The following is a 25,044-nucleotide window of genomic DNA, read 5'->3' as shown; positions in this document are numbered from 1 at the left end:
CCTTTTAGACCGCGCAATTTTGCAGCGGGATTTCCGGAAAATTACAGCGGGGTAACAAAACGCACCACGATCGCCGCATGCGATTGCCGCCGCGTCGCATCGCTTCACAAAGTTTTTTCAAGGGAATGGGTGGATATTCCCGCAACCTACCGCGATGATACGGCATGGCCGATGCGATCAACCCCCAAAGCTTCAGCGACTCCCTGGTCATCCTGGGCGCCGCCGGACTAGTCATCCCAGGCTTTGCCCGGTTCCGGATCAGTCCCGTCATCGGCTTCATTCTGGTGGGTCTTGCCGTCGGCCCTGCCGGACTGGGTGCGCTTGTCGGCCAATATCCCTGGCTTTACCATGTCACCATCTCGAACCGGGAGGCGATAGAACCCTTCGCCGAACTGGGCGTCATATTATTGCTCTTTTCGATCGGACTGGAGCTCAGCTTTCGCCGCCTCTGGAGCATGCGCGCGCAGGTCTTCGGCGTGGGTGCGGCAGAACTGATCGGAAGTGCCGCGCTGATTGCCATCGGCCTCTTTCTGCTGGGCCAGCCTACCGCCGGCGCCATTGGACTGGGATTGGCGCTCGCGCTTTCCTCGACTGCCGTCGTCTTGCCGATGGTCGGGACACAGAGCGCGGTCGGTCGATCCGCCTTTTCAATGCTGCTGTTCGAAGACCTGGCACTTGTTCCCATCATCTTCATGCTGGGCGCGCTAGCCCCATCGATCGCGACCAGCCCTGACGCTGCCTGGAACGAACTCGCGGCGACCTTGCTGAAAGGGGGGATCACGATCGCGCTGATGTTGGTGTTCGGACGCTTTTTCCTGCCCCATATCTTCCGCCAGGCGGCTCGCACCAAAAGTCCTGAAGTCTTCCTGGCCGCGAGCCTGCTGGTCGTCATCGTTTCCAGCATGGCGACATCGATCGCAGGCCTATCGCCGATCGTCGGCGCGTTGCTGGCAGGCCTACTGATCGCGGAAACAGACTATCATGGCGAAGTCGAAGTCATGACCGCGCCGTTCAAGGGACTGGCACTCGGCGTTTTCCTGATTACCGTGGGCATGAGCCTCGACATCCGGGTCATCCTTGCCAACTGGCCGAGCCTGTTGCTGGCCGTGGTCGGTGTGGTTCTGGCCAAGACGCTGGTGACTGGCCTGCTCCTCTATTTTTCGGGCGTGCGAAAAGGTGTCGCGCTGGAGGTCGGCGTGCTGATGTCGAGTCCGTCCGAAACGACACTGATCGTGCTCTCCGCCGCTGCGGCCGCAAAGCTGATCCTGCCGTCTACCGCAGCCTTCTGGCAGATCGTGACGGCCATCGGCCTCACCATCACCCCCCTTCTCGCCCGGTTCGGTCATGACATCGCCCAAAGGCTGGAGACCGCGATCGGCGAAGAACGGGTGGAGACCGAACCAGACCAGACCGTCGCAGCGGCAGTCGTCATCGGCTTTGGTCGCGTCGGCCAGATGGTCTGCGACTTGCTCAAGACCCACAACCAGCGTTTCATCGTGGTCGAATCCGATCCCGATGTCGTCGCCGAAGCCCGACGCATGGGCTATCCCATATTGTTCGGTGACGTCGCGCGTGCGGAAATGCTGGACCGGCTACGCCTTGGTCATGCCCGCGCACTCATCCTGACGATGGACGATCCGGTACTGTCGGTTCGCGTCACCAAGCGTGTACGCGGATGGGTTCCAGACCTGCCCATTATCGCCCGCGCACGCGATGTGAACCATGCAGCACAACTCTACAAGGCCGGCGCCAGCGATGCCGTTCCCGAGACGCTGGAAAGCTCATTGCAGTTGGCCGAAACCGCTCTGGTCGACCTGGGGGTCGCGATGGGGCCGGTGATTGCCTCCATCCATCAGGCACGCGAAGACTTGCGCGTTGGCATCAAAAATGCGGCTCAGATGGAAGCGACGCCGAAATTGCGCCGGCTGCGCCAGGACGAGGTGCCCTAACCGACGCTTTCGGGCGGGCTGAAAACCGACCAGCCCGTGCGGCGAGCCAGTGTTTCGAGCGCAATTGTGCCGAGTTGGCTATTACCGCTGGCATTCAGCCCTGGCGACCAGACCGCAATCGACGCGCGGCCAGGCACGATCGCCAATATTCCCCCGCCTACGCCCGACTTGCCGGGAATGCCGACGCGATAGGCGAAATCGCCCGAAGCATCATAATGGCCGCAGGTGAGCATGAGTGCGTTGATGCGCCGAGCCCGGCTGGGCGATACCACCCGGCCGCCGTCGGGATGACGGCCATCAAGCATCAAATAACGACCGGCCAGAGCCAGTTGGCGACAGCTCATTTCGATCGCGCATTGGTGGAAATAGGTGCCCAGCACCAGGTCGACCGGATGGCGGACATTGTCAAACGCCCGCATGTAATTGGCCAGTGCCATGTTGCGATAGCCGGTTGCGGTCTCCGAAGCGGCGACCTCTTCATTGATACGGATGGCATCGTCGCCGGCGAGATAGCGCACAAAGCGCAACATTTCGCCGATCGCGACGCGGGTTGATGTCCGCCCAGATTGATGTCCGCCACGACGATCGCCCCGGCATTGATGAAGGGATTGCGTGGAATCCCCTGTTCCTGTTCCAACTGGACGATCGAGTTGAAGGCATTGCCCGATGGCTCGCGTCCGACCCGATCCCACAACTGATCCCCCACCTTGCCAAGCGCCTGGGTCAGCGCAAACACCTTGGAAACGGACTGGATCGAAAAGGCCATGTCCGCATCCCCGCCGCAGATCATCCGGCCATCCACCGTGGCAATCGCTATACCGAACCGGGCGGAATCAATCTTGGCCAGTTCGGGAATATAGCTGGCGACGGTGCCCCGTTCGGTTTCCCTGGCCATGGCGGCCACGATGTCATCGATCAGTACAGCAATATCCATCCCCGCCTCTTAAGCCGCGCTCACGCAAACAGCCAGTGGCCCAGCAGCCGATCGAACGGGAAGGTGAAGAAGCCCGCAATCAGTAGCGCCCCCGTCACCATGCCGCGTACCGATCGGCGATGACGCTTGAGGTCGTGGCGCCGCGCAGACAGCACGATGATCGGCACCTGGACCAGGGTGAAGATCGACAGGATATGGATGATGCTGAACCGGCCGCCTGGCCCGTGCAGCAGGAAACTGTCGAGCGCGGTCAGGAACAGCGCCGCGCTCCAGACCCAGCCCATCCAGCGATGCCGCCCGTCGCCGCGCCGCCGCAACAGCATCACCGGGGTCAGCGCCAGCGCGACCAGGATCGTCAGCAGATGGAACCGGACGAGGCCCGGCACCTGCCCCCACTGCCCATGCCCCCGCCCGATCGCAGTCAGCACGACGGCGAGCAGGATGACCGACGCCGCCGCCAGAAACCGCTCATAGCGATCCGGCGCGAGACTCCGTGGCTGCGTCGATCTGCTTGCAATGCTCGCCATAAATCCCCCTGCCCCGCAACCTGTCAGCCGTGCAGGGCCGGGTCAACGCTGCAGCACGACCCGAAAGCCGCCGTCTCCTTCCACCGTCACCGTTCCGGACGGCAGGGTCAGCATCTGTTCGACCGACACCTGGCGCGATCCGGTCGGGCACAGACCGTCCTGCGCTGGCCGGCTGTAACGGGCGCTGAGAGTGAAGCTGTCCCTGTTGCGAAAATTCTGACGCCCCAGCGTCACTTCGATCGCACGACTATTGGCGCGAAAGCTGGGCTGATCGCAATCAGGCTGCACGTTCGCTGCCTCGTTGATCGACAGGCGTGCGGGCGCACTGCCCACCGACAAAGTGCCCGTCCACAGCGTCTCACGGCCGAAATAGAGGCTGACCCTGACCGGCACCGGTGGCACCTGATCGGTCTCACTGGCAACCGGCACCGGATTGAAAACCGGCGGTGGCACCCTGACCGCCTGGATCGGCGGTGATGCTGGCTGCGGAACGGTCGCGAGCAAGATGGCGATCAATGGCATGACACTCTCCCCCAAGGAACGGAAAGAGGCTAGGCCATGGTCTTTAAGACAATGTTACGTTAGCGGCCCGATCCACCCAGGCGGTGATTGGCCTCGGCGATGCGCCGGCGGACCACGCTCGTCAATTCTTCGATCGTCGACACCTGTTCCACGCCATAGCGGGCGGCGGTGATGTCGACATTGCCCTTGCGCCAGAAGCCGTCGGGACAGAGCACGACCAGTTTCCCGCCGCGTGCATGAAGGCCCATTTCCAGCAGGCTGACCGGGCTTTGCGTGCCCGGCGCCAGATAGACGATGATGATGTCGGCGCTGTCCAGCGCGGCCAGTTCCCATTCCACCTGCTGGCGAAAATGGGGATCGCTCGCTTCGGGCTTCCAGGCCGGGTTCCAGTCGGCCCGGCGCGGGTTGAGGATCGTCACCTTCTCGTCAGCCAGCGCGGCGATCATGTCGCGCTGCCAGTCGCTCGCCTTGCCCATGTCGATGCTGCCGCCCAGGAACAGGCGCGCGCGATCATGCGCGGCCGGCAAGGGATCAGGCGAGGTGATGGTCACCGCCTCCCCCGCCCGCGCCGTCATCGGCAGGGCGAGCAGACAGGAGGCCAGGATCAGGCGCAGCATAGGGACGGAAGGCGCACCGGCGGTGCGCCTGCCCATCGTGTCAGGCCGGAACGCTGGCGAGCGCGGCCTTGACCGCGTCGATCGCGGCCTGCGCCTTGTCGCCATCGGGGCCGCCGCCCTGGGCCATGTCGGCACGGCCGCCGCCGCCCTTGCCGCCCAGCGCCTCGACGCCCGCACGGACCAGATCGACCGCGCTGAAGCTGCCGGTCAGATCGTCGGTCACGCCCACCGCGATGGTCGCGCGGCCATCGACCACGGCCAGCACCGCCGACACGCCGCTGCCGAGCGTCTTCTTGTTGCCGTCGACAATGCCGCGCAGTTCCTTGGGGTCGAGGCCGTCGATCACCTGGCCCAGGAAGTCGACGCTGCCGACCTTCTCGGGACCGGCCGGCTTGGCCGAACCGCCACCGCCCAGCGCCAGCGCCTTCTTGGCCTCGGCCAGTTCCCGCTCCAGCTTGCGGCTCTGCTCGACCAGCGCGGCGATGCGCGCGGGCACCTCTTCCGGCGTGGTCTTGAGCGCGGCTGCGGTCTGGCGCAGCTTCTCGTCACGCTCGACCAGCCACAGGCGCGCCGCCTCGCCGGTCAGCGCCTCGATCCGGCGCACGCCCGAGGACACGGCGCTTTCCGACACGATCTTGAACAGGGCGATGTCGCCCAGCGCGCGGACATGGGTGCCGCCGCACAGTTCGACCGAATAGCTGTAGTCGTCACCCTTACCCATGGAAAGGACGCGGACTTCATCGCCATATTTCTCGCCGAACAGCGCCATCGCGCCGGCGGCGATCGCGTCGTCCGGGGTCATCAGCCGGGTCATGACCTCGTCATTATGACGGATCTGCGCGTTCACATCGGCCTCTACCTTGGCGATCTGGGCGTGGGTCAGCGCCTCGGGATGCGAGAAGTCGAAGCGCAGGCGGTCGGCCGCAACCATGCTGCCCTTCTGGGTGACATGGCCGCCCAGTTCCTTGCGCAGCGCGGCATGGAGCAGGTGGGTGGCGCTGTGATTGGCGCGAATGCGATCGCGACGCTCGACATCCACCGTCAGGTTGACGGTATCGCCGACCTTGACGCTGCCCGCGCTGATCACGGCCTGATGCGCATGCAGGCGGCCGAGCGGCTTGGACGTGTCGGCAACCTCGGCCACCAGGCCGCCCAGCGTGGTGATCGTGCCGGCGTCGCCATTCTGGCCGCCGCTCTCGCCATAGAAGGACGTCTGGTTGGTGATGATCGTCACCTTGTCGCCGGCCGACGCCGCATCGACGCGCGCGCCATCCTTGAGGAGGGCCAGCACTTCGCCCTCGCCCTTGGTCGAGGCATAGCCGATGAACTCGGTGCTGCCGAGCGTTTCGGCGATGTCGTACCAGATCTCGTCCGACGCCTTCTCGCCCGATCCCTTCCAGGCGGCGCGCGCGGCGGCCTTCTGCTCGGCCATGGCGGCGTCGAAGCCGGCCCGGTCGACCGACAGGCCCTGGGTGCGCAGCGCATCCTCGGTCAGGTCATAGGGGAAGCCATAGGTGTCATAGAGCTTGAACGCGGTCTCGCCCGGCAGGGTCGCGCCCTCGGCCAGATCGGCGGTCGCCTCGTCCAGCAGCTTGAGGCCGTTTTCCAGCGTTTTGCGGAAGCGGGTTTCCTCGCGCAGCAGGGTTTCCTCGATCAGCGGCTGGGCGCGGACCAGTTCGGGATAGGCGCCGCCCATTTCCGACACCAGGCTCGACACCAGGCGATACATCAGCGGATCCTTGGCACCGATGATGTGCGCATGGCGCATGGCGCGGCGCATGATCCGGCGCAGCACATAGCCACGGCCTTCGTTCGCCGGCAGCACGCCGTCGGCGATCAGGAAGCTGGTCGAACGCAGATGGTCGGCGATGACGCGGTGGCTGGCCTGGAACTCGCCGTCGGTCGCGGTGCGGGTCAGCGCCCCGCTCTCGGCGATCAGCGCCTTGAACGTGTCGATATCATAATTGTTATGGACGCCCTGCATGACGGCCGCGATGCGCTCCAGCCCCATGCCGGTGTCGATCGAGGGCTTGGGCAGTTCCGAAACAATCTCGTTGGCTTCCTGCTCATATTGCATGAAGACCAGGTTCCAGATTTCGACGAAGCGGTCGCCATCCTCTTCCGGCGATCCGGGCGGGCCACCCCAGATATGGTCGCCATGGTCGTAGAAGATTTCCGAGCAGGGACCGCACGGGCCGCTGTCGCCCATCGCCCAGAAATTATCCTTGGTCGGGATGCGGATGATCTTGTGATCGGGCAGGCCGGCGATCTTCTTCCACAGGTCGAACGCCTCGTCGTCCGTGTGATAGACCGTCGTGGTCAGCTTTTCCGCGGGCAGGCCCCATTCCTTGGTGAGGAGGGTCCAGGCATGATGGATCGCCTGTTCCTTGAAATAGTCGCCGAAGCTGAAATTGCCCAGCATTTCAAAGAAGGTGTGATGGCGCGCGGTATAGCCGACATTGTCCAGATCGTTATGCTTGCCGCCGGCGCGGACCGACTTCTGGCTCGACGTAGCGGTCTTGTAGGGGCGCGTTTCCAGACCGGTGAAGACATTCTTGAACGGCACCATGCCGGCGTTCACGAACATCAGCGTCGGGTCGTTGTGCGGCACCAGCGGCGCGGACGGAACGATGGTGTGGCCATTGGCCCCGAAATAATCGAGGAAGCTGCGGCGAATGTCGTTGGTCGAGGTCATGCGCGCGATTTAGTGGGAAGCGGCCCGCCGCACAAGCGGGGGATTTGGTCGTGAGCTACTTGCCCTCGAACGAAGGCAAACTCTCCACTCCGAAGATAGTAACCTCACGAGCATCATCCCCCACAGAAGACGCCCAGTCTTGAATAGCGACCGCCTCACAGTTCAATTGCACATCGTCGCTATCAACGATGTTGAGAGGCAACCGCTGCCCGGCCTCATTGAGATCGACGCCGTCCAAAATCGTAGCGTGGAGATGCGGCGCATAAGCCTCGTGAGGATAGAATGGACCTCCGGCTACGCCCATGAATTGATCCCAGTGATCCAGCGCGACCGATCCGATAACCACGTCTCCAGCGCGAACCTTGTATATTAGTTTGACGTCCATTGGTGAAACATAGCCCATCCTCCCCTGTAAGGGGAGGTGGCAGGGCGTAGCCCTGACGGAGGGGTGTAAAACCCTCGCGAGATAGGGCTGACACCCCTCCACCACCGCCTTCGGCGACGGTCCCCCTCCCCTTTCAGGGGAGGATCAATTGATCGGCGCCTCGATCGACACCGGCGGCTTGGAGAACCATTGCGGCCCCTGCGCGGTCATGTGGAAGCAATCTTCCATGCGCACGCCCATCGCGCCGGGCAGGTAGAGGCCCGGTTCGTTGGAGAAGCACATGCCGACATCCAGCTTCGTCGTCTCGCCATGGACGAGGTTGACCGGCTCATGCCCCTCCATGCCGATGCCATGGCCGGTGCGGTGGGACAGGCCGGGCAGCTTGTAGCCGGGGCCGTAGCCCAGTTTCTCATAATAAGCGCGAACCGCATCATCGACCGTGCCCGCCGCCACGCCCAGCTTCGCTGCCCGGATCGCGACCTGCTGGCCCTGCGCCACTTCGTCCCACACCTTGCGCTGCTGGGCGCTGGGGGCCGCGCCATAGACGAAGGTGCGGCTGATATCAGACTGATAATCCTCGACCGTGCAGCCGCAATCCATCAGCACCACCTCGCCGGCTCGCACCGACTGCGGTTTGCCGGAGCCATGCGGATAGGCGGCCGCTTCACCGAGCAGGATCAGGTTGAACTCGCCCTTGCCGCCCAGCGCGCTGGTCGCGGCCGTCATCAGCGCGCCGATATCGGCCGGGGTCATGCCCGCCTTCACCTGAGGATAGGTCCAGCGATAGGCGCCCATGGTGACGTCCGCCGCCTTATGCATCAGCGCGATCTCGGCCGCCGTCTTGCGCATGCGGATCGCGCGGGTGACGGGGTCTTTCACCAGGGTCGCAGCGGGCAACGCGGCCTTCAGCCCATCGACCGCGAAATAGCGGACCGTTTCCTCGATGCCGATCCGGCCCTTGGCCAGGCCGCGCGCCGTCAGGAAGTCGGCGATCGGCGCATAGGGGCTTTCATGCTCCTGCCAGACCCGGACCTCGGCCGGGATGGCGAGCGATTCGTCGATCGAGGGCTTCTCGAAAAAGGGACAGACGACAAGCGGCGTGCCGCTGGCCGGAATGACCAGCGCGGTCAGCCGCTCGGAACGCCACCAGCGGATGCCGCTATAATAGATGAGGCTCGCGCCCGGCTCGACCAGCAGCGCGTCGATGCCCTGCGCCTGCATCAGCTTCTGCGCCCGCGCCAGCCGGTCGGCGCGCTCGGTCTTGCCGATCGGGGCGACGTCGCGGGTGATCGACTGGAGCGCCTCGACCGCCTTTTCCTGAGCGAACAGGCGCGGACTGACCAGCGAGGTAGCGACCCCGGCAGCGGCATAGCGAAGCAAGGTGCGGCGATCAGGCGTAAGCATAATGTCCCCCGGTGCGCAGCGCAGCCTGATAGGCGGGCCGCGCCTGTATTCTCTCCAGCCACCCGATCAGATGCGGACGCGATTCGTCAAGCCCGCCGCGCGCCCGCGACGCCTCGATCGGAAAGCTCATCATCATGTCAGCGGCGGAAAAGTCCGGCCCGGCGAAATAAGGCCGGTTCGCCAGCTCGCTTTCCAGCCAGTCGAGATGATCGTCCAGCATCCCCTGCACCGTCGGCCGCGCCGGCCGGCCGAGCAGGCCCAGCTTGCCGACCACCAGCAGGGCCAGCAGCGGCGGCATCATCGATCCTTCGGCATAATGGAGAAACTGGCGCCAGCGGATCGCGCCCTCCGCATCGGCCGGCGCGCCGAAGCGACCACCGGCCCGCGCGACCAGAAATTCCATGATCGCCCCGGTCTCGATCAACCTGTGGCCATCCACCTCCACCACCGGCGACCGGCCGAGCGGATGGACGGCGCGAAGCGCGGCGGGCGCGCGCATCGTCTTGCGGTCCCGCTCATAGCGGCGCACTTCGTAAGGCTCGCCCAGTTCCTCCAGCAGCCAAAGGATGCGCTGCGAACGGCTGTTATTCAGATGATGGACGATGATGGTCATGGCGCCTCTCCCATGCTGCGACCCGATCAGGGCTAACGCAGCATGGGAAAGAGTGACAGCGAAGTTTACGCTATCTCGAGGGCTTCCTCCGCCTTGGCACGGGCGCGATAGGCGTGCAGCAGCGGCTCGGTATAGCCATTGGGCTGCTCGACGCCCTCGAACACCAGAGCGCGCGCCGCCTGGAAGGCGAGGCTGTCCCCTTCCCGCCCGGCCATCGGCTGGTAGAGCGGATCGCCTTCATTCTGCGCATCGACCTTGGCCGCCATGCGGATCAGCGCGGCATCGACTTGGCTCCCCGTGCAGACGCCGTGCAGCAGCCAGTTGGCCATATGCTGCGAGGAAATGCGCAAGGTCGCCCGGTCCTCCATCAGGCCGATATCGTGGATGTCGGGCACCTTGGAACAGCCGACGCCCTGGTCGATCCAGCGGACGACATAGCCCAATATGCCCTGCGCGTTATTGTCCAGTTCCTGGGCGATCTCGTCTTCGGAGAAGTTGCGGCCGACCGCGACGGGAATGGTCAGCAGCCGGTCGAGCGACGCGATGCCCTCGGCCTTGCGTTCTTCCTGACGGGCGAAGACGTCGATGCGGTGATAATGGGTCGCGTGCAGCGTCGCCGCCGTCGGGGACGGAACCCATGCGGTGTTGGCGCCACTTCGGGGGTGGCCGATCTTCTGCTCCAGCATGTCGGCCATGCGATCGGGCGCAGCCCACATGCCCTTGCCGATCTGCGCCCGGCCCGACAGGCCGCAGGCAAGGCCGATCTGGACATTGCGGTCTTCATAGGCCGTGATCCAGTCGCTCGCCTTCATCTCACCCTTGCGGATCATCGGCCCGGCCTGCATCGACGTGTGCATCTCGTCCCCGGTGCGGTCGAGGAAGCCGGTATTGATGAAGACGATCCGGTCGCGGACGGCATGGATGCAGGCCGCCAGATTGGCCGATGTGCGCCGTTCCTCGTCCATCACGCCGACCTTGATCGTGTGGCGCGCCATGCCCAGCATATCCTCGATCGCGTCGAACAGGCGGTTGGTGAAGGCGGCTTCCTGCGGCCCGTGCATCTTGGGCTTGACGATATAGACGCTGCCCGCGCGGCTGTTGCCATCCGCCTTCGCCAGATCATGCAGCGCGATCAGGCTGGTGACGATGCCGTCGATGATCCCCTCGGGCGCGTCCTGCCCATCGGGCAGCGCGATCGCCGGCGTGGTCATCAGATGACCGACATTGCGGACGAACAACAGGCTGCGTCCCGGCAGCGTGAAGGCGCTTCCATCGGGCGCAGCATAAGCGCGATCAGGATTGAGCGACCGGGTCATCGGCTGCCCGCCCTTCTCGAACGTCTCGGTCAGGTCGCCCTGCATCAGCCCCAGCCAATTGGCATAGGCGGTGACCTTGTCCGCCGCATCGACCGCCGCGACCGAATCCTCCAGATCGCAGATGGTGGTCAGCGCGGATTCCAGGATGACGTCGGCGATGCCGGCCGGGTCGGTCGCACCGATCGGATGCGTGGAATCGAAGACGACCTCGATATGCAGGCCATGATGGCGGAACAGCTTGCCCTTCGCGCTCGTGCCGACGAACTGCGCCGGATCGGCCAGGACGACTTTCTCTCCCGCCAGATCGGCCCAGCGCCCCGTCGCCAGCGGAACGGCATCGTCCAGAAACGCCTTGGCCCAGGCGATGACCTGCGCCCCGCGCGCCGCATCATAGCCCTTGCCCGAAGCCGCGCCCGGAATGGCATCCGTGCCATAGAGCGCGTCATACAGGCTGCCCCAGCGCGCATTGGCGGCGTTCAGCAGGAAACGGGCATTGAGGATCGGAACGACCAGCTGCGGCCCGGCCATGCGGGCGACTTCGGCATCGACATTCCCGCTGCCGATCTCGAACGGCGCGGGTTCCTCGACCAGATAGCCGATCTCGCGCAGGAAGGCCTGATAGGCGGCGGCGTTATGCGCCTGCCCCCGACGCACCTGATGCCAGGCATCGATCTGCGTCTGCAGGTCGTCGCGCACGCGCAGAAGCGCCGCATTATCGGGGGTGAAGCGCGCCAATATGTCGGCGGTGCCCGCCCAGAAGGCGTCGGCATCAATGCCCGTGCCCGGCAGCGCGCGCTGCTCGATGAAGTCGGCCAGCGTTTCGGCAACCTTCAGGCCGGCGCGGTCGGTCATGCGGTCGGTCATGCGGTCGGTCATGCAATCCACTCCTTGCTATGCCGTGCTTTTACGCCTTTCCAATTATGCCGTGTAGACGCTATTATTCGAATAGAGAATTTCCTGTGGTGAACGAATATGATGGACCCGGACCATGAATTGTTCGTGAGTATCGTCGATGAAGGCGGGCTGGCGGCTGCCGGGCGGCGGCTCCACATATCGCCAGCGATGATGTCCAAACGGCTGGCCCGGCTGGAGGACAGGCTGGGCGCCCGGCTGATCCACCGCACCACCCGCCGGCTGGCGCTGACCCCGGCCGGCGAGCGGCTCCATGGCGACCTGCGCGCGATCCTGGCCACCCTCGACGAGGCCGAACGGCGGGTGTCGGGCGTGTCGGCGATCGCATCCGGCCCGCTGCGAATCACCGCGCCGACCTCCTTTGGCCGCATGCACCTGGCGCCCTATCTCCAGCCTTTTCTGGACGACCATCCCCGCGTCGATCTGCGGCTCGACCTGTCGGACGACTATGTCGACCTGATCGAAAGCCGGGCGGACCTGGCCATCCGCATCGCCGCCGATCCGGGCGCCGGCCTCACCGCCCGGCGGCTGGCGCCCAATCGCCGCATCCTGTGCGCTGCGCCCGCCTATCTCGACCGCTTCGGCACGCCGCGCCGCATCGCCGACCTCAAACATCATCGCCTGCTCGCCGCCGACGGCCAACTGCCCTGGCGCCTGATCGGTCCCAAAGGCCCGGTCGCGATCGACGGCCACAGCCATATCCGCACCAACAGCAGCGAAGTCGTTCGCGAACTGGCGCTGTCGGGCAGCGGCATAGCGCTGCGCTCGCTTTGGGACATCAGCGACGCGCTGGCACGCGGCGAGGTGCGCCAGATATTAGCCGATCACGAAGGGTCGAGCGACGTCGCCCTCTATGCCGTACAACTGCCACAGGCCAATCCGCCACTGGCCATCACTGCCTTCGTCGACTTTCTTGCTGCGCAATATGGTGTTGCACCACCCTGGGAGCGCACTGGCTTGCCCTAGCGGAACACAGCCTCTAAGGCGCATCGCATGGACGATAACACCCGCCGCGCCGCCCTAGACTATCACCGCTTTCCCCAGCCCGGTAAGCTCGCGATCGAGCCGACCAAGCGCATGGTGAACCAGCGCGATCTGGCGCTGGCCTATTCGCCGGGGGTCGCCGCCCCTTGCGAGGAGATCGCCGCCGATCCCGCCAAGGCGCTGGACTATACCGCGCGCGGCAATCTGGTCGCGGTCATCTCCAACGGCACCGCGGTCCTCGGTCTCGGCGCGATCGGCGCGCTGGCCTCGAAGCCGGTGATGGAGGGCAAGGCCGTCCTCTTCAAGAAATTCGCCGACATCGACGTGTTCGACATCGAAGTCGATACCACCGACCCGGACAAGTTCGTCGAAGCCGTCGCCCTGCTGGAGCCGACCTTTGGCGGCATCAATCTGGAAGACATCAAGGCGCCCGAATGTTTCGAGATCGAAGCGCGCCTGAAGGCCCGGATGAACATTCCGGTCTTCCATGACGACCAGCATGGCACCGCCATCGTCGTCGCCGCCGCCGTGCGCAACGCGCTGGTGCTGCAAGGCAAGACGCTGGCCGATGCAAAGCTCGTCACGTCGGGCGCCGGCGCCGCCGCGCTCGCCTGCGTCGACCTGCTCGTCTCGATGGGCCTGCCGATCGAAAATGTGACGATGACGGACAAGGACGGCGTCATCCATTCGGGCCGCGAAGGCATGCTGCCCAACATGGCGCGCTATGCCCGCGACACCAACGCCCGCACCCTGCCCGACGTGCTGCCGGGCGCCAACCTGTTCCTTGGCCTGTCGGCACCGGGCGTGCTGAAACCGGAATGGCTGCCGCTGATGGCGCCCAATCCGCTGATCTTCGCGCTCGCCAATCCGGAACCGGAAATCCGCCCGGAAGCCGCGCGCGAAGTGCGCCCGGATGCGATCATCGCCACCGGCCGGTCGGACTATCCCAACCAGGTCAACAACGTCCTGTGCTTCCCCTATATCTTCCGCGGCGCGCTGGATTGCGGGGCGACCCAGATCAACGAGGCGATGAAGGTCGCCGCCGCCGATGCGATCGCCGCCCTCGCCCGCATGCCCGCCCATGACAGCGTCGCTCAGGCCTATGGCGGCCGCAAGCTGGTATTCGGACCCGACTACATCATTCCTACCCCCTTCGATCCGCGCCTGATCGGCGAGATCGCGGTGGCCGTCGCCAAGGCGGCGATGGACAGTGGCGTCGCCACCAAGACTCTGGACCTGGAGGACTATCGCCGCACATTGTCGCGCCAGAACACCCGTTCAGGCCAGTTGATGCTGCCGGTGTTCCATTCGGCACGCGGAACCAATTGCCGTATCGTCTATGGCGAAGGCGAGGATGAGCGCGTGCTGCGCGCGATCCAGGACGGCCTGGACGAAGGCATCGTCAAACCCACCATCGTTGCGCGCCGCCGTATCCTGGAACAGAAGCTGCCGGATCTGGGCCTTGGCTTCCAACTCGATCGCGATGTCGCCGTAGTCGATCCCGAGACCGATCATGAGGTCATGTCCGACCTGGTTGCAGCCTATCGCGCGATCGCCGCACGCAAGGGCGTCCCAACCGACGAGATATTGCGCCACGTCTACCGCCGTCCCACGGTGACGGCGGCGATGCTGCTGCGCACTGGCCGGGTAGACGCCGCGCTGGTTGGCGGCCGCTCCGAATATTGGGGCCAGGTCGAACATGTGCTGCGCATCATCGACCGGGCGCCCGGCCACAGCCGCATCTATGCGCTGTCAGGCCTGATCCTGGATGCAGGCGCACTGTTCATCACCGATACCCATATGGTGCCGGACCCGACGCCGGATCAGATCGCGGAAATGACGCTGCTGGCGTCGACCGAGCTGCAGCATTTCGGACTGAAGCCGCGCGTCGCGCTGCTGTCGCATTCCAATTTCGGTGCATCCAACAGCCCCAGCGCCCGCAAGATGCGCGCCGCGCTCGACCTGGTGCGCCAGGCCGCGCCGGACCTGGCCGTCGATGGCGAAATGCACGCCGACGCCGCGCTCAGCCAGGCGCTGCGCGAACGGTTGATCCCCGACTCCCGGTTCGAGGGGCCGGCCAACCTGCTGGTGATGCCAAACCTTGACGCCGCGAACATCACGCTGACGGCACTGTCCGCCTCGTCCAGTTCGCCCACTGTCGGGCCGATGCTGATCGGCGCGGCTCAGCCCATCCACGTGCTGACGCCCGGCGTCACCGCGCGGGGCATCCTCAACCTGACGGCCATCGCCGCCGCAGAAGTGGCACGCGAAGGCTGACCTTAACCTTTGCCGGCTAAGCCGCTAGGCTGAACCGGCAAGGGACTAGGCGAGAGACGACATGGCGGGTGTGATCGGCACGCTGGTAAAGAATCTAGGCCCAAAACTGCTGGTCGGTGCGGGCCTGGGTGTCGGCGCCTTTCTGCTGACGGACAAGCTCAATCACGATGCCGCCGACGCCACGGCGACCAAAGCCCCGCCGGCCGTAGCCGCACCCAAATCCATTCCGCTGGTCGAACGGCGCAGCGACCAGGGGATGAAGATCGATCCCCATGCGCTGGCGGTGAAACGCGTGCTCAAGATCGAAGGCCCGTTCGAGCATGGTGACTATGCCTGGGACGAGGAAGGCGCGCCCGCCAAGGGGCCGGTCATCATCACCGTCGACCTCAAGGCACAGACCCTCTCCGTCTTCCGCGACGGCTACGAGATCGGCGCCGCCGTCATCCTCTATGGCGCGACCGACAAGCAGAGCCCCCTGGGCGCTTTCCCGATCATGCAGAAGGACGCTGACCATTATTCCAGCACCTACAACAACGCGCCCATGCCCTATATGCAGCGGCTGACCAGCGACGGCGTCGCCATTCATGGCAGCGACGTCAAATGGGGCTATGCCACCCATGGCTGCATCGGCGTACCTAGGGAATTTGCGCAGAAGCTGTTCGGCGTCACCAAGGTCGGCGACATGGTCATCATCACGAACGGCAAGATGCTGGATACCAGCAAGGCCGTCGTCAGCGGCTGACCGGCCCTATTGTGGCGCATCCTCGATCGCGGGCGCATGACGCACCGTCAGCGCACTGCCGCCTGATGCGGCGATAATGCAGAATATCGCCACGCCCTGCAGCGCCGTCAGCCGCTCGCCCAGCACGACGAAGCCCGCCAGCGCGCCAATCGCAGGCGCCGCGCTCAGCAACAGGCCAAACACCGGCGCGGGCAGACGCCGCATCGCTTCCATCTCCAGCGAATAGGGCAAGGCGCTCGACAGCAGGGCGATGGCCAGCCCGACCATCTGCACCCAGGGCGAAAAGAGCGACGCGCCGGCATGGGTCAGCCCGACCGGCAGCACCAGGATCGCCGCCGCCAGCATACCCCAGGCGACCGCATCGCCGCGCAGCGCGCCCGACACCCGCTTGCCGGTCAGGATATAAAGTGCCCAGCAGGCCGCAGCCCCGACAGCGAAGATGACACCCAAAGGATCAAGCGCGGCGTCGCTGCGCAACGGCAAGAGCAGCAGCAAACCGATCACCGCAGCCCCCAGCCACAGGAAATCGCGCGGCCGGCGCGACCCGAACAGGACGATCGCCAGCGGCCCCGTCACCTCGATGGCCATGGCGATACCCAGCGGAATACGGGCAAAGGCCTGGTAGATGAGCAGGTTCATCAGCGCGAGGGTCGCGCCATAGATCAGCAGCGGCCAGCGCACATCGGCCGGGATCGGCCGGCGCCACGGCCGGCGGAACAGCATCAGCAGGATCGCGGCCAGGAAGATGCGCAGCGCCGCGATGCCATAGGCGCCGACGATCGGGAACAATGTCTTGGCAAAGGCCGCGCCCATGTTCATCGACAAGAGCGACGCCAGCACGGCGCCGGCTCCCGCCAGCACCGCTCCTTGCCCGTTCATTCCGTTCCTGTTCATGCTCGATGAATACCATATACGATAAACGGGAAAAGCGACATTCGATGCCGCGTTGCACCAGATGCGTGGCCAGTTGCAAGAATCTCATACATATGCGGCCTTGACCAACGCTGTCACTCGGCCCATCTGGCGGACTTCCGTCATTTTGCATTGCAGCATGGAGCTTGTCATGGGCAGCCAGTCCCACAAGGCGCACCCCGCGCTTGTTCTTTTCGCGCTGTCCGTGGGCGCCTTTGCGATCGGCACCACCGAATTCGCCTCCATGAGCCTGCTGCCCTTTTTCGCGCGCGACCTACATATCGACCTGCCGACCGCGGGCCATGCGATCAGCGCCTATGCGCTGGGCGTGGTGGTCGGCGCGCCGCTGATCGCCGCTTTTGGCGCGCGCCTGCCGCGCCGCACGCTGCTGATAGCGCTGATGGCGATGTTCGCGGTCGGCAACGGCCTGTCCGCCCTGTCGCCCAGCTATCACTGGATGCTGCTGTTCCGTTTCCTCTCGGGCCTGCCCCATGGCGCCTATTTCGGCGTCGCCGCCTTGGTCGCGGCCAGTCTGGTGCCCATCGAGAAGCGCACCCTGGCGATCGCCAAGGTAATGTCGGGCCTGACCATCGCCACGGTGCTGGGCGTGCCGGTCGCCAATTGGATGGGCCAGATACTGGGCTGGCGCTCTGGCTTCTTCGTGGTCTGCGCGCTCGCCGTGCTGACCATGAGCCTGGTCGCGCTCTATGCTCCGCGCGACGCCGGCGACCCGAAGGCCAGCCCGATGCGCGAACTGGGCGCGCTCGGCAAGTCGCAGGTCTGGCTGACCCTGCTCACCGGCGCGATCGGCTTTGGCGGCCTGTTCGCGGTCTACACCTATGTCGCCTCGACCATGATCGAGGTGACCCATGTGTCCGAAACCCTGGTGCCGCTGATTCTGATCGTCTTCGGCCTGGGCATGACGGTCGGCAATCTCGCCGTCGCCTGGCTCGCCGACCGCGCGCTCAACCGCACCGTCATCGGCATCCTCGTGTGGAGCGCCGTGGCGCTGGCCCTCTTCCCCTTCATGGCCGGCAATATCTGGACCCTCAGCCTCATCGTCTTCCTGATTGGCATTGGCGGCGGCATGGGTACACCGTTGCAGGCGCGCCTGATGGATGTCGCGGGTGACGCCCAGACGCTGGCGGCCGCGCTGCACCACAGCGCCTTCAACATCGCCAATGCGCTCGGCCCCTGGCTTGGCGGCATGTCGATCGCGGCGGGCTATGGCCTGGTGTCGACCGGCTGGATCGGCTGCGCCCTGTCGCTGGGCGGCCTGGCCATCTTCCTGCTCGCCATCGCCACCGCACGACGCAGCGCCCAGCCCGCCCTTGTCGCCTGCGAATAAGCCGCTTCCTTCCGCCCGTTCCGCTGGTTAAGGCGGGCGGATGACGGATCGGGCACGCGAACAGACTTTGCAGGACGCGGCGATCGCCGCATTGCGCCGCGGCGACGCGGCAGTGGCCCGTGCCACGCTTGATGAAATGGCCGATCCGCCGGCGATGCTGCTGGCCCAGGCCTGCAATCGGCTGGGTGATCTGGACGGCGAACAGGCGGCACTCCACCGCATCCTGCAACAGGATATGCGCAACCTGCCCGCCATGCTGGCGATGGGCCAGAACCTGATCCGGCGCGGCGACGAGCGCGGCGCATCGATCTGGTTCCGCGGCGCCCTGGCCCAGGCGGCGGCAACCGGCGCGCCCCCCGCGCTGCAACCGCTGCTGCAACAGGCGCAGGCCAGCATCGCGCAGTCCGGTCGCAAGTTCGAGGATCATCTGAGCGCCGCGATCGCAGATCTGCCCGCCCTGCCCCGGATCACCCAGGCGACCGACCTGCTGCTGGGCAAGAGCGAGCTCTATCTGCAACAGCCCAGCATGTTCTATTTCCCCGGCCTGCCGCAGCGTGCCTTTTACGAGCGCAGCGAATTTGCGTGGGTCCCGGCTGTCGAGGCTGCAACCGACGCCATCATCGTGGAACTGGCCGACGTCCGCGCCGGTGCGTCCGATTTCGCGCCCTATGTCCAGACCTCGGCCGATCGGCCGGCACCCAACAACCCGCTGCGTGACGACCCGTCCTGGGGCGCCTATTATTTCTGGCAGGAAGGCGAGATCGTCACCGATCATGCGGCTCGTTGCCCCGCCGTCATGGCCGCGCTCGACCATGCAGATCGCCCGGTGATCGCCGGCCGCTCCCCCATGGCGCTCTGGTCGCTGCTCAAGCCCGGCACCCATATCCAGCCGCACCATGGCATGCTCAACACCCGGCTGATCTGCCACCTGCCGCTGATCGTGGCCGACAATTGCGCGCTGCGGGTCGGTGCAGAGACCCGCGCCTGGGCGCCGGGCGAAATGCTGATCTTCGACGACAGCATCGAACATGAGGCCTGGAACCGGGGCAATGACACCCGCGTCATCCTGCTGTTCGAAGTCTGGCGCCCGGAAATCCACGCGGAGGAACGGATCGCGCTCACACGCCTGTTCGAGGCGATCGATCGCTTCGGCCCGAAACAGGTGGATGCCGGCTAACCCGCCTCTTTCCAGAACGCCCATCTGCGACTATGGGCGCGGACAAAGACGACAAGAGAGGATGGCACGGGGCGCTCACGCTTTTCGGACATGCCATGACCTCGATCGACCCGACGCCCCCGGCGCCGTCTCCTGCCCTGCCCGTTCCGTCCGCCCATGTCGCGCGGCCGCATAGTCCTGCCGAGGATTTCTATGCGATCGCCATTGGCTGCGCCTTCATCGCCATGGGGCTGATGCTGCTGAAACAGGCAAAGCTGGTAACGGGGGGCATGGCCGGCATCGCGCTGCTGCTGTCCTATCTGATCCATCTGTCGCCCGCGACCCTGTTCCTGCTGATCAACATCCCCTTCTTCCTGTTCGCCGGGCGGGCGATGGGCATGGCCTTTGGTCTGAAAACCCTGTTCGCCAACATCGCGATCATGGGCGTTGGCCTCGCCATGCCCTATGCGATTGAGATCGCCCGGATCAGCCCCTTCTTCGCTGCGCTGTTCGGCGGATCGATCATCGGCTTCGGCATCCTGGCCATCGCCCGCCATGGCGCGGGCGTCGGCGGCGTCGGGGTGATCGCGCTGATCCTGCAGAAATCGCGCGGCTGGAATGCCGGCCGCACCCAGATGGCCTGCGACGTGCTGATCCTGCTCGCCTCGCTGCCGATCCTCAATGCCGAGCGCTTCGGCCTGTCCGTCCTGTCGGCCGCCGCGATCAACGCCGTGCTGTTCGTCAACCACCGCCCCGGCCGCTATATCGGCCATTGATGCAGAGCTGCCTCCCCGGCTAGAGGGACCCCGGCGTGCATGCAGGTGCGCACAGCATAAAAGGGGTCCAGAATGAAGCGGTTGGCGCTCAGCGCATTATTGGCCTGTACGGTCCTGTCGGTTCCGGCCGGTGCCGCCACTCCTACCAGCGCGCCCGCATCGGCCGACGCCCGCGCCATCGCCGCGATCCGCGCGCGCCCGGCGGTCAAGGCCGCCTTCGCCGCGCTGGAGGCCGAGCATGATCAGTGGGTCGAGAACATCGTCACCCTGACGCAGATTCCGGCGCCGCCGTTCAAGGAACAGGCGCGGGCCAAGGCCTATGCCGACATGTTCCGCGCCGCCGGCCTTAGTGATGTGGAGATTGACGAGGGCGGCAATGTACTGGGCCTGCGCCGTGGCAGCGGCAAGCCGGGCGGCAAGCTGATCGTCGTGTCCGCCCATCTCGACACCGTCTTTCCCGAAGGCACGCCGGTCACGGTCCGTCGCGAAGGCAGTAAACTGCACGCGCCCGGCGTGGGCGACGATGTTGCCGGCCTCGCCACCCAATTGAGCCTGATCAAGGCGATCGTCGGCGCCAACATCACCGCACCGATGGACATCCTGTTCGTCGGCGATGTCGGCGAAGAGGGATTGGGCGATTTGCGCGGCATGAAGCAATTGTTCCTCAAAGGAAAATATAAGGACCGCATCGCCGGCTTCTTCTCGATCGACGATGGATCGGTCGATGGCCTGACCAATGGCGGCGTCGGATCGAAGCGCTATCGCCTGACCTTCACCGGCCCCGGTGGCCACAGCTTCGGCGCCTTTGGCCTGGTCAATCCGATGACAGCGATGAGCCAGGCAATCGTCGACCTCTACAAGATCCCGGTCCCCAAGTCGCCCAAGACGACCTACAGCGCCAGCGTGGTCGGCGGCGGCTCCTCGGTCAACGCCATCCCGCAGGAAGTCTGGCTGCAGGTCGACATGCGATCGGAAAGCGCCGCCGAACTGGCCAAGCTGGAACAGGCGTTCCTCGCCACCGTCGACCGCGCCGTCGCGACCGAAAATGGCACCCGTTCGACCAAGGAAGGCGCGATCAGCGTCGACAAGAAGGTGGTGGGCGATCGCCCGGCCGGCAGCACCGCCGCCGACGCGGCGCTGGTCCGGCAGACCGCCGCCGCCTATGCGGCCGAAGGCGTCACCGCGCGGCTGAGCTTCAGCTCGACCGACGCCAATGTACCGATGAGCCTGGGCATCCCGGCCATCACCATCCCGCGCGCGGCCACCGGCGGCCGGGGCCATTCACCCGATGAATGGATCGACGTATCGGCGCCGGAATCGCTGAGGGTCAAGCGGATGGACCTGGTCGCCCTGCTGGCGGCAGCGGGCTATCGTTAAAGGCTGTGGCGGGGCTGGAGATTTTCCGGCCCCGTTCAGTCAGCCTCGCACAGCGGCTCGTTCGCCCGGTCGGTAGCCCGTAGAGCAGTGCCTGCATCATTGGCAATACGCGGGAAGGTCACCCCCTCCAGATTGCCCCGCCCATCACATAGCCGGTCACAGGCCATGTCGACCACGCCGGGCAGCGCCACCTGATCGCCATCATATTGGGCGACGATGATGCACTTCTGGCCCCCGGAAAAGCTCAGGATCAGTTTGTCGCCGGCGCGCCGCGCCGTACCCGCGCCATGGCAGCTCTGCTCCGTGCCGAAGATCGCCTCCAGCCCGAAGCGATAGTCGCCCGACTTTGCGGGAATGACGCAGAGCGAATCGCGCCCCGCCTCATGGCGCCGCTGGAACAACCCGATCGGCGCGACCTTGGACGTATCCGCAATCGCCCCCGTCGCGATCGCCGCGCGCTCCAGCCCTGAGGCCGCCGCCGCATCGCGATCGGGCGCGGAAGCCCCCGGCGTCGCCGCTTGCTGACATCCCGCCAGAAGAAACAGGAGGAAAAGGCTAGTGCGCCGCATCGACGCCCGGTTCATCGACCGCGCTCAGGCCATCGGGTCCGATCCGGCGAAAGAAACAGGATCGCGCGCCGGTATGGCAGGTTGGCCCCGCCGGCTCCGCCAGCACCCAGACGGCATCCTGGTCGCAATCGATCCGGATGTCGTACACTGCAAGCATATGGCCAGAGCTTTCACCCTTCTTCCACAGCGCCTGACGACTGCGCGACCAGAAATGGGCAAGGCCGGTCTCGATCGTCAGCGCCAGCGCCTGCGCATTCATATGCGCCACCATCAGCACTTCACCCGAGGTGACATGACTCACCACCGCAGTAATAAGACCATTGTCATCATATTTGGGATTGAGGGTCAGGCCCCGGTCGCGTGCATTATCCATGCCCGCGCTATAATCACCAATCCGGCCCGTGCGAAGTCCCTTCGACAATCGGCATCCCCACAATGCGGCTGGAACAGACTGTCGCATTTTGGCAAATCTGTTGCGCGGATGCTACAGAATGGCGACAGTCACGCTTGCCCCTAACGGAAAGCGGGAATAGCGTCGCGCGCGATCCGCAACAGCGGACACAGACAGGGAATTGGATGCCAGGCCAATCAAGGGGGCCAAATATGACATCTTCGCATATCTTCACCAGCATTTCGCGCGGCGCGCTCGCCGTTGCACTCATCGCTCTGGCGCCGATCGGCGCCGCCCATGCCCAGACCGAAGCGCCCGCCGCATCGGGTGAAGGCCTGGGTGAAATCGTCGTCACCGCCTCGCGCCGGGCTGAAAATGCCAAGGACGTGCCAGTCGCCGTGACCGCTATCGGCGGCGAGAAGCTCGACGCGCTCAACAGCAGCGGGCTCGACATCCGCTTCCTGTCTGCGCGCACGCCCAGCCTTCAGGTCGAAAGCTCGTTCGGCCGCACCTTCCCGCGTTTCTACATCCGCGGCCTTGGCAACACCGATTTCGATCCCAACGCCGCCCAGCCGGTCTCGGTCGTGCTTGACGATGTCGCGCTTGAAAATCCGATGCTCAAGAGCTTCCCGGTGTTCGACCTTGCCAGCGTTGAAGTGCTGCGCGGGCCACAGGGCACGCTGTTCGGCCGCAACACCCCGGCGGGCGTCGTCAAGATGACCTCGGCCGCGCCGACCGATCATTTCACCGGCTATGCCAGCGCCTCCTGGGCGACCTATAACACGGTCAATGCCGAAGCCGCGATCGGTGGCCCGATCGCCGAAGGCCTGACCTTCCGCGTATCCGGCCTGCTGCAGCGCCGTGACGACTGGGTCAAGAACGACAATGTCGGTGGTCATGCCGCCAGCGAGCTGGAAGGCTATCGCGACATGGCCGGCCGCGTGCAGCTGGCCTATGAAGCTGGCGACTTCAAGGCGGTGCTGAGCGGTCATTATCGCGACCTCGACGGCAGCCCGCGCGTTTTCCGCGCCAACATCTTCCAGCCGGGCAGCAACCATTTCGTCGCCGGTTTCGACAAGGATCATGTGAACCTGGATGGCTATACCAGCCAGTCGATGAAGCAGGGCGGCGGCAATCTGCGCATGCAGCTGCATGTCGATGGCCTGGGCACCTTCTTCTCGACCACCGGTTATGAGAAGGCCAGCGTGGAAAGCACCGGCGACATCGATGGCGGCGGCTGCTACCCCTATACCGGTTGTACCTTCGGCGATCTGGGCGTCGGAACGTTCGATTCCAACACCGGCGGCGTCACCAAGCCGGAGGAATTCAGCCAGGAATTCCGCTTCGCAACGGACGACATGAACGGCATCCGCCTGCAGGCAGGCACCTACTTCTTCCATCAGCGTCTTAAGTATAACGAATATGCCTATGATCTTACAGGCAGCCGGGTGAGTGCGATCCTGCACAATAACACCAACGAAAATATCGGCCTGTTCGCCTCGGGCGAAGCCAAGGTGACCTCGGCCCTGACGCTGCGTGCCGGCGTGCGTTATTCGCACGACGACAAGCGCGACACGATCACGCTCGATCCGGCGCTCGCCGCCAGCAGCATCTCTTCGCAGCTGATCGGCGTCGACCTGCCGCTCAGCAACACCGCGCAGGGCAGCAACCTGTCCTGGGACGTCAGCGCCACCTATGCGCTCAGTCCCGACGTCAACCTCTATGCCCGCGTCGCCACCGGCTATCAGGGTCCGGCGATCCAGGACCGCGTCACCTTCTTCAGCGTCCCCTCGGTCGCCAAGAAGCAGACCACCATCTCCTATGAAGGCGGCATCAAGGGCGCGATCGCCAACATGGTGCGCTTCGACCTGTCGGCCTATTACTGGAACACCGACGATCTGCAGCTGACGGCTGTCGGTGGCGTCGGCAACTCGGCCCGCCTGATCAATGTGAACAAGGCGGTCGGCTATGGTCTGGAAGGCAATCTGGAGGCACAGCCGATCGATCACCTGAACCTGACCGTGGGCGGCAGCTACAATTTCACCGAAATCCGCGACAAGAACGCCTTCGTGGCGGTCTGCGGCTCGGGCATGTGTACGCCCACCGGCAACACCTTCGTCGATGGCGGCACCACCTACAGCTATCTGGATGGCAATGACCTGCCCCAGGCGCCGCGCTACATCGCCAATGCGACCCTGCGCTATGGCATCCCGGTCGGCGACGCGGGCGAAGTCTTCGCCTATACCGACTGGGCCTATCGTAGCAAAATCAACTATTTCCTCTACTCGGCAGCCGAATTCCGCGGCCGTTCGTCGCTGGAGGGCGGCCTCAAGGTCGGTTACAAGTCGAACCATGGTTATGAGATCGCGGCCTTCGCCCGCAACATCACCAACCAGATCCGCGCCGTCAGCGCGATCGACTTCAACAACCTGACCGGCATGATCAACGAACCGCGCATCATCGGCGGCATGATCAAGGCGAGCTTCTAAACCCGCGCACAAAGCCGGATGGCAGAGGAAGGGCGTCCCGCCAGGGGCGCCCTTTCTTGTTGGTCTCGGGGCATTGGAGCATTGCCTGAGAAAGTCAGTCAGTGGAGGCGGACAAACAAGCGAAAGCCCCACCCTGCCTGAGCAGGATG

The 25,044-nt window shown here is 65.0% G+C and carries 20 protein-coding genes and 1 pseudogene; 9 read left to right on the top strand and 12 right to left on the bottom strand.

Going from position 1 to position 25,044, the window contains the following annotated elements; genetic code table 11:
- The first annotated feature begins 164 nt into the window (after positions 1-164).
- Positions 165-1,949, top strand: coding sequence for a cation:proton antiporter (locus PMI04_RS10040; protein ID WP_007708276.1), 1,785 nt, complete (start codon positions 165-167; stop codon positions 1,947-1,949).
- Here PMI04_RS10040 and PMI04_RS10035 read toward each other — a convergent pair.
- The 9 genes and pseudogenes from PMI04_RS10035 to PMI04_RS09995 all read right to left on the bottom strand — a co-directional run bounded on the left by PMI04_RS10035 (position 1,946) and on the right by PMI04_RS09995 (position 11,826).
- Positions 1,946-2,883: pseudogene (locus tag PMI04_RS10035) on the bottom strand (glutaminase). The gene PMI04_RS10040 and the pseudogene PMI04_RS10035 sit on opposite strands and share 4 nt — an antisense overlap.
- Before the next feature lie 20 nt (positions 2,884-2,903).
- Positions 2,904-3,410, bottom strand: a complete 507-nt coding sequence (locus PMI04_RS10030; protein ID WP_007708281.1) for a hypothetical protein — start codon at positions 3,408-3,410, stop codon at positions 2,904-2,906.
- A gap of 42 nt (positions 3,411-3,452) precedes the next feature.
- On the bottom strand, positions 3,453-3,932 hold the full coding sequence (locus PMI04_RS10025) for a hypothetical protein (protein WP_007708291.1): 480 nt from the start codon (positions 3,930-3,932) through the stop codon (positions 3,453-3,455).
- 59 nt (positions 3,933-3,991) lie between these two features.
- Entirely contained in the window at positions 3,992-4,585 is a 594-nt protein-coding gene (locus tag PMI04_RS10020) for a nucleoside 2-deoxyribosyltransferase domain-containing protein (RefSeq protein ID WP_238535895.1), read from the bottom strand.
- 4 nt (positions 4,586-4,589) lie between these two features.
- A complete protein-coding gene (alaS, locus tag PMI04_RS10015; protein ID WP_007708295.1) occupies positions 4,590-7,244 on the bottom strand; it encodes an alanine--tRNA ligase in 2,655 nt (884 codons plus the stop codon).
- 55 nt (positions 7,245-7,299) lie between these two features.
- Positions 7,300-7,647: a hypothetical protein gene (locus PMI04_RS10010; protein ID WP_007708297.1), complete on the bottom strand. Its 348-nt coding sequence runs from the start codon at positions 7,645-7,647 to the stop codon at positions 7,300-7,302.
- A gap of 126 nt (positions 7,648-7,773) precedes the next feature.
- Positions 7,774-9,033 carry a Xaa-Pro peptidase family protein gene (locus PMI04_RS10005; RefSeq protein ID WP_007708300.1) on the bottom strand — a complete coding sequence of 420 codons (1,260 nt, stop codon included), beginning with the start codon at positions 9,031-9,033 and terminating at the stop codon, positions 7,774-7,776.
- Positions 9,020-9,646, bottom strand: coding sequence for a glutathione S-transferase (locus PMI04_RS10000; protein ID WP_007708302.1), 627 nt, complete (start codon positions 9,644-9,646; stop codon positions 9,020-9,022). Before PMI04_RS10000 ends, PMI04_RS10005 begins: the two co-directional genes overlap by 14 nt.
- Positions 9,647-9,711: 65 nt before the next feature.
- On the bottom strand, positions 9,712-11,826 hold the full coding sequence (locus PMI04_RS09995) for a malate synthase G (RefSeq protein ID WP_037486000.1): 2,115 nt from the start codon (positions 11,824-11,826) through the stop codon (positions 9,712-9,714).
- A gap of 108 nt (positions 11,827-11,934) precedes the next feature.
- Between PMI04_RS09995 and PMI04_RS09990 the strand changes: the two genes are divergently transcribed.
- The 3 genes from PMI04_RS09990 (at position 11,935) to PMI04_RS09980 (ending at position 15,877) form a co-directional block, all read left to right on the top strand.
- Entirely contained in the window at positions 11,935-12,840 is a 906-nt protein-coding gene (locus PMI04_RS09990) for a LysR family transcriptional regulator (protein WP_007708306.1), read from the top strand.
- Between the two features lie 27 nt (positions 12,841-12,867).
- A complete protein-coding gene (locus PMI04_RS09985; RefSeq protein WP_007708308.1) occupies positions 12,868-15,135 on the top strand; it encodes an NADP-dependent malic enzyme in 2,268 nt (755 codons plus the stop codon).
- Between the two features lie 61 nt (positions 15,136-15,196).
- The gene (locus tag PMI04_RS09980) at positions 15,197-15,877 is read left to right on the top strand and encodes a L,D-transpeptidase family protein (protein WP_007708310.1); all 681 of its coding nucleotides are present in this window, start codon (positions 15,197-15,199) and stop codon (positions 15,875-15,877) included.
- A gap of 6 nt (positions 15,878-15,883) precedes the next feature.
- Here PMI04_RS09980 and PMI04_RS09975 read toward each other — a convergent pair whose 3' ends face one another.
- Complete coding sequence (locus tag PMI04_RS09975) at positions 15,884-16,756, bottom strand: EamA family transporter (RefSeq protein ID WP_007708313.1); 873 nt, start codon at positions 16,754-16,756, stop codon at positions 15,884-15,886.
- A gap of 184 nt (positions 16,757-16,940) precedes the next feature.
- Between PMI04_RS09975 and PMI04_RS09970 the strand changes: the two genes are divergently transcribed.
- The 4 genes from PMI04_RS09970 (at position 16,941) to PMI04_RS09955 (ending at position 21,446) form a co-directional block, all read left to right on the top strand.
- A complete protein-coding gene (locus PMI04_RS09970; protein WP_007708314.1) occupies positions 16,941-18,137 on the top strand; it encodes an MFS transporter in 1,197 nt (398 codons plus the stop codon).
- 40 nt (positions 18,138-18,177) lie between these two features.
- Entirely contained in the window at positions 18,178-19,314 is a 1,137-nt protein-coding gene (locus PMI04_RS09965; RefSeq protein WP_007708316.1) for an aspartyl/asparaginyl beta-hydroxylase domain-containing protein, read from the top strand.
- A gap of 95 nt (positions 19,315-19,409) precedes the next feature.
- Positions 19,410-20,069 (top strand): YitT family protein, encoded by a 660-nt coding sequence (locus PMI04_RS09960; RefSeq protein ID WP_238535896.1) that lies wholly within the window; start codon positions 19,410-19,412, stop codon positions 20,067-20,069.
- Positions 20,070-20,141: 72 nt separating this feature from the next.
- Entirely contained in the window at positions 20,142-21,446 is a 1,305-nt protein-coding gene (locus tag PMI04_RS09955) for a M20/M25/M40 family metallo-hydrolase (protein ID WP_007708320.1), read from the top strand.
- A 35-nt stretch (positions 21,447-21,481) separates the two neighbouring features.
- On the opposite strand, the gene PMI04_RS09950 is transcribed toward PMI04_RS09955, so the two are convergent.
- On the bottom strand, positions 21,482-22,015 hold the full coding sequence (locus tag PMI04_RS09950) for a hypothetical protein (RefSeq protein WP_037485992.1): 534 nt from the start codon (positions 22,013-22,015) through the stop codon (positions 21,482-21,484).
- Positions 22,002-22,388 carry a phosphoribosyl-AMP cyclohydrolase gene (gene hisI, locus PMI04_RS09945; protein WP_007708324.1) on the bottom strand — a complete coding sequence of 129 codons (387 nt, stop codon included), beginning with the start codon at positions 22,386-22,388 and terminating at the stop codon, positions 22,002-22,004. Before hisI ends, PMI04_RS09950 begins: the two co-directional genes overlap by 14 nt.
- 230 nt (positions 22,389-22,618) lie before the next feature.
- Here hisI and PMI04_RS09940 point away from each other — a divergent pair, with 230 nt between their 5' ends.
- On the top strand, positions 22,619-24,895 hold the full coding sequence (locus tag PMI04_RS09940; protein ID WP_007708327.1) for a TonB-dependent receptor: 2,277 nt from the start codon (positions 22,619-22,621) through the stop codon (positions 24,893-24,895).
- Positions 24,896-25,044: the final 149 nt, after the last annotated feature.

Source organism: Sphingobium sp. AP49, assembly GCF_000281715.2.
Lineage (GTDB): Bacteria > Pseudomonadota > Alphaproteobacteria > Sphingomonadales > Sphingomonadaceae > Sphingobium.
The sequence above is the reverse complement of the archived record's forward strand: the minus strand, read 5'-3'. Positions and strand labels throughout refer to the sequence as shown.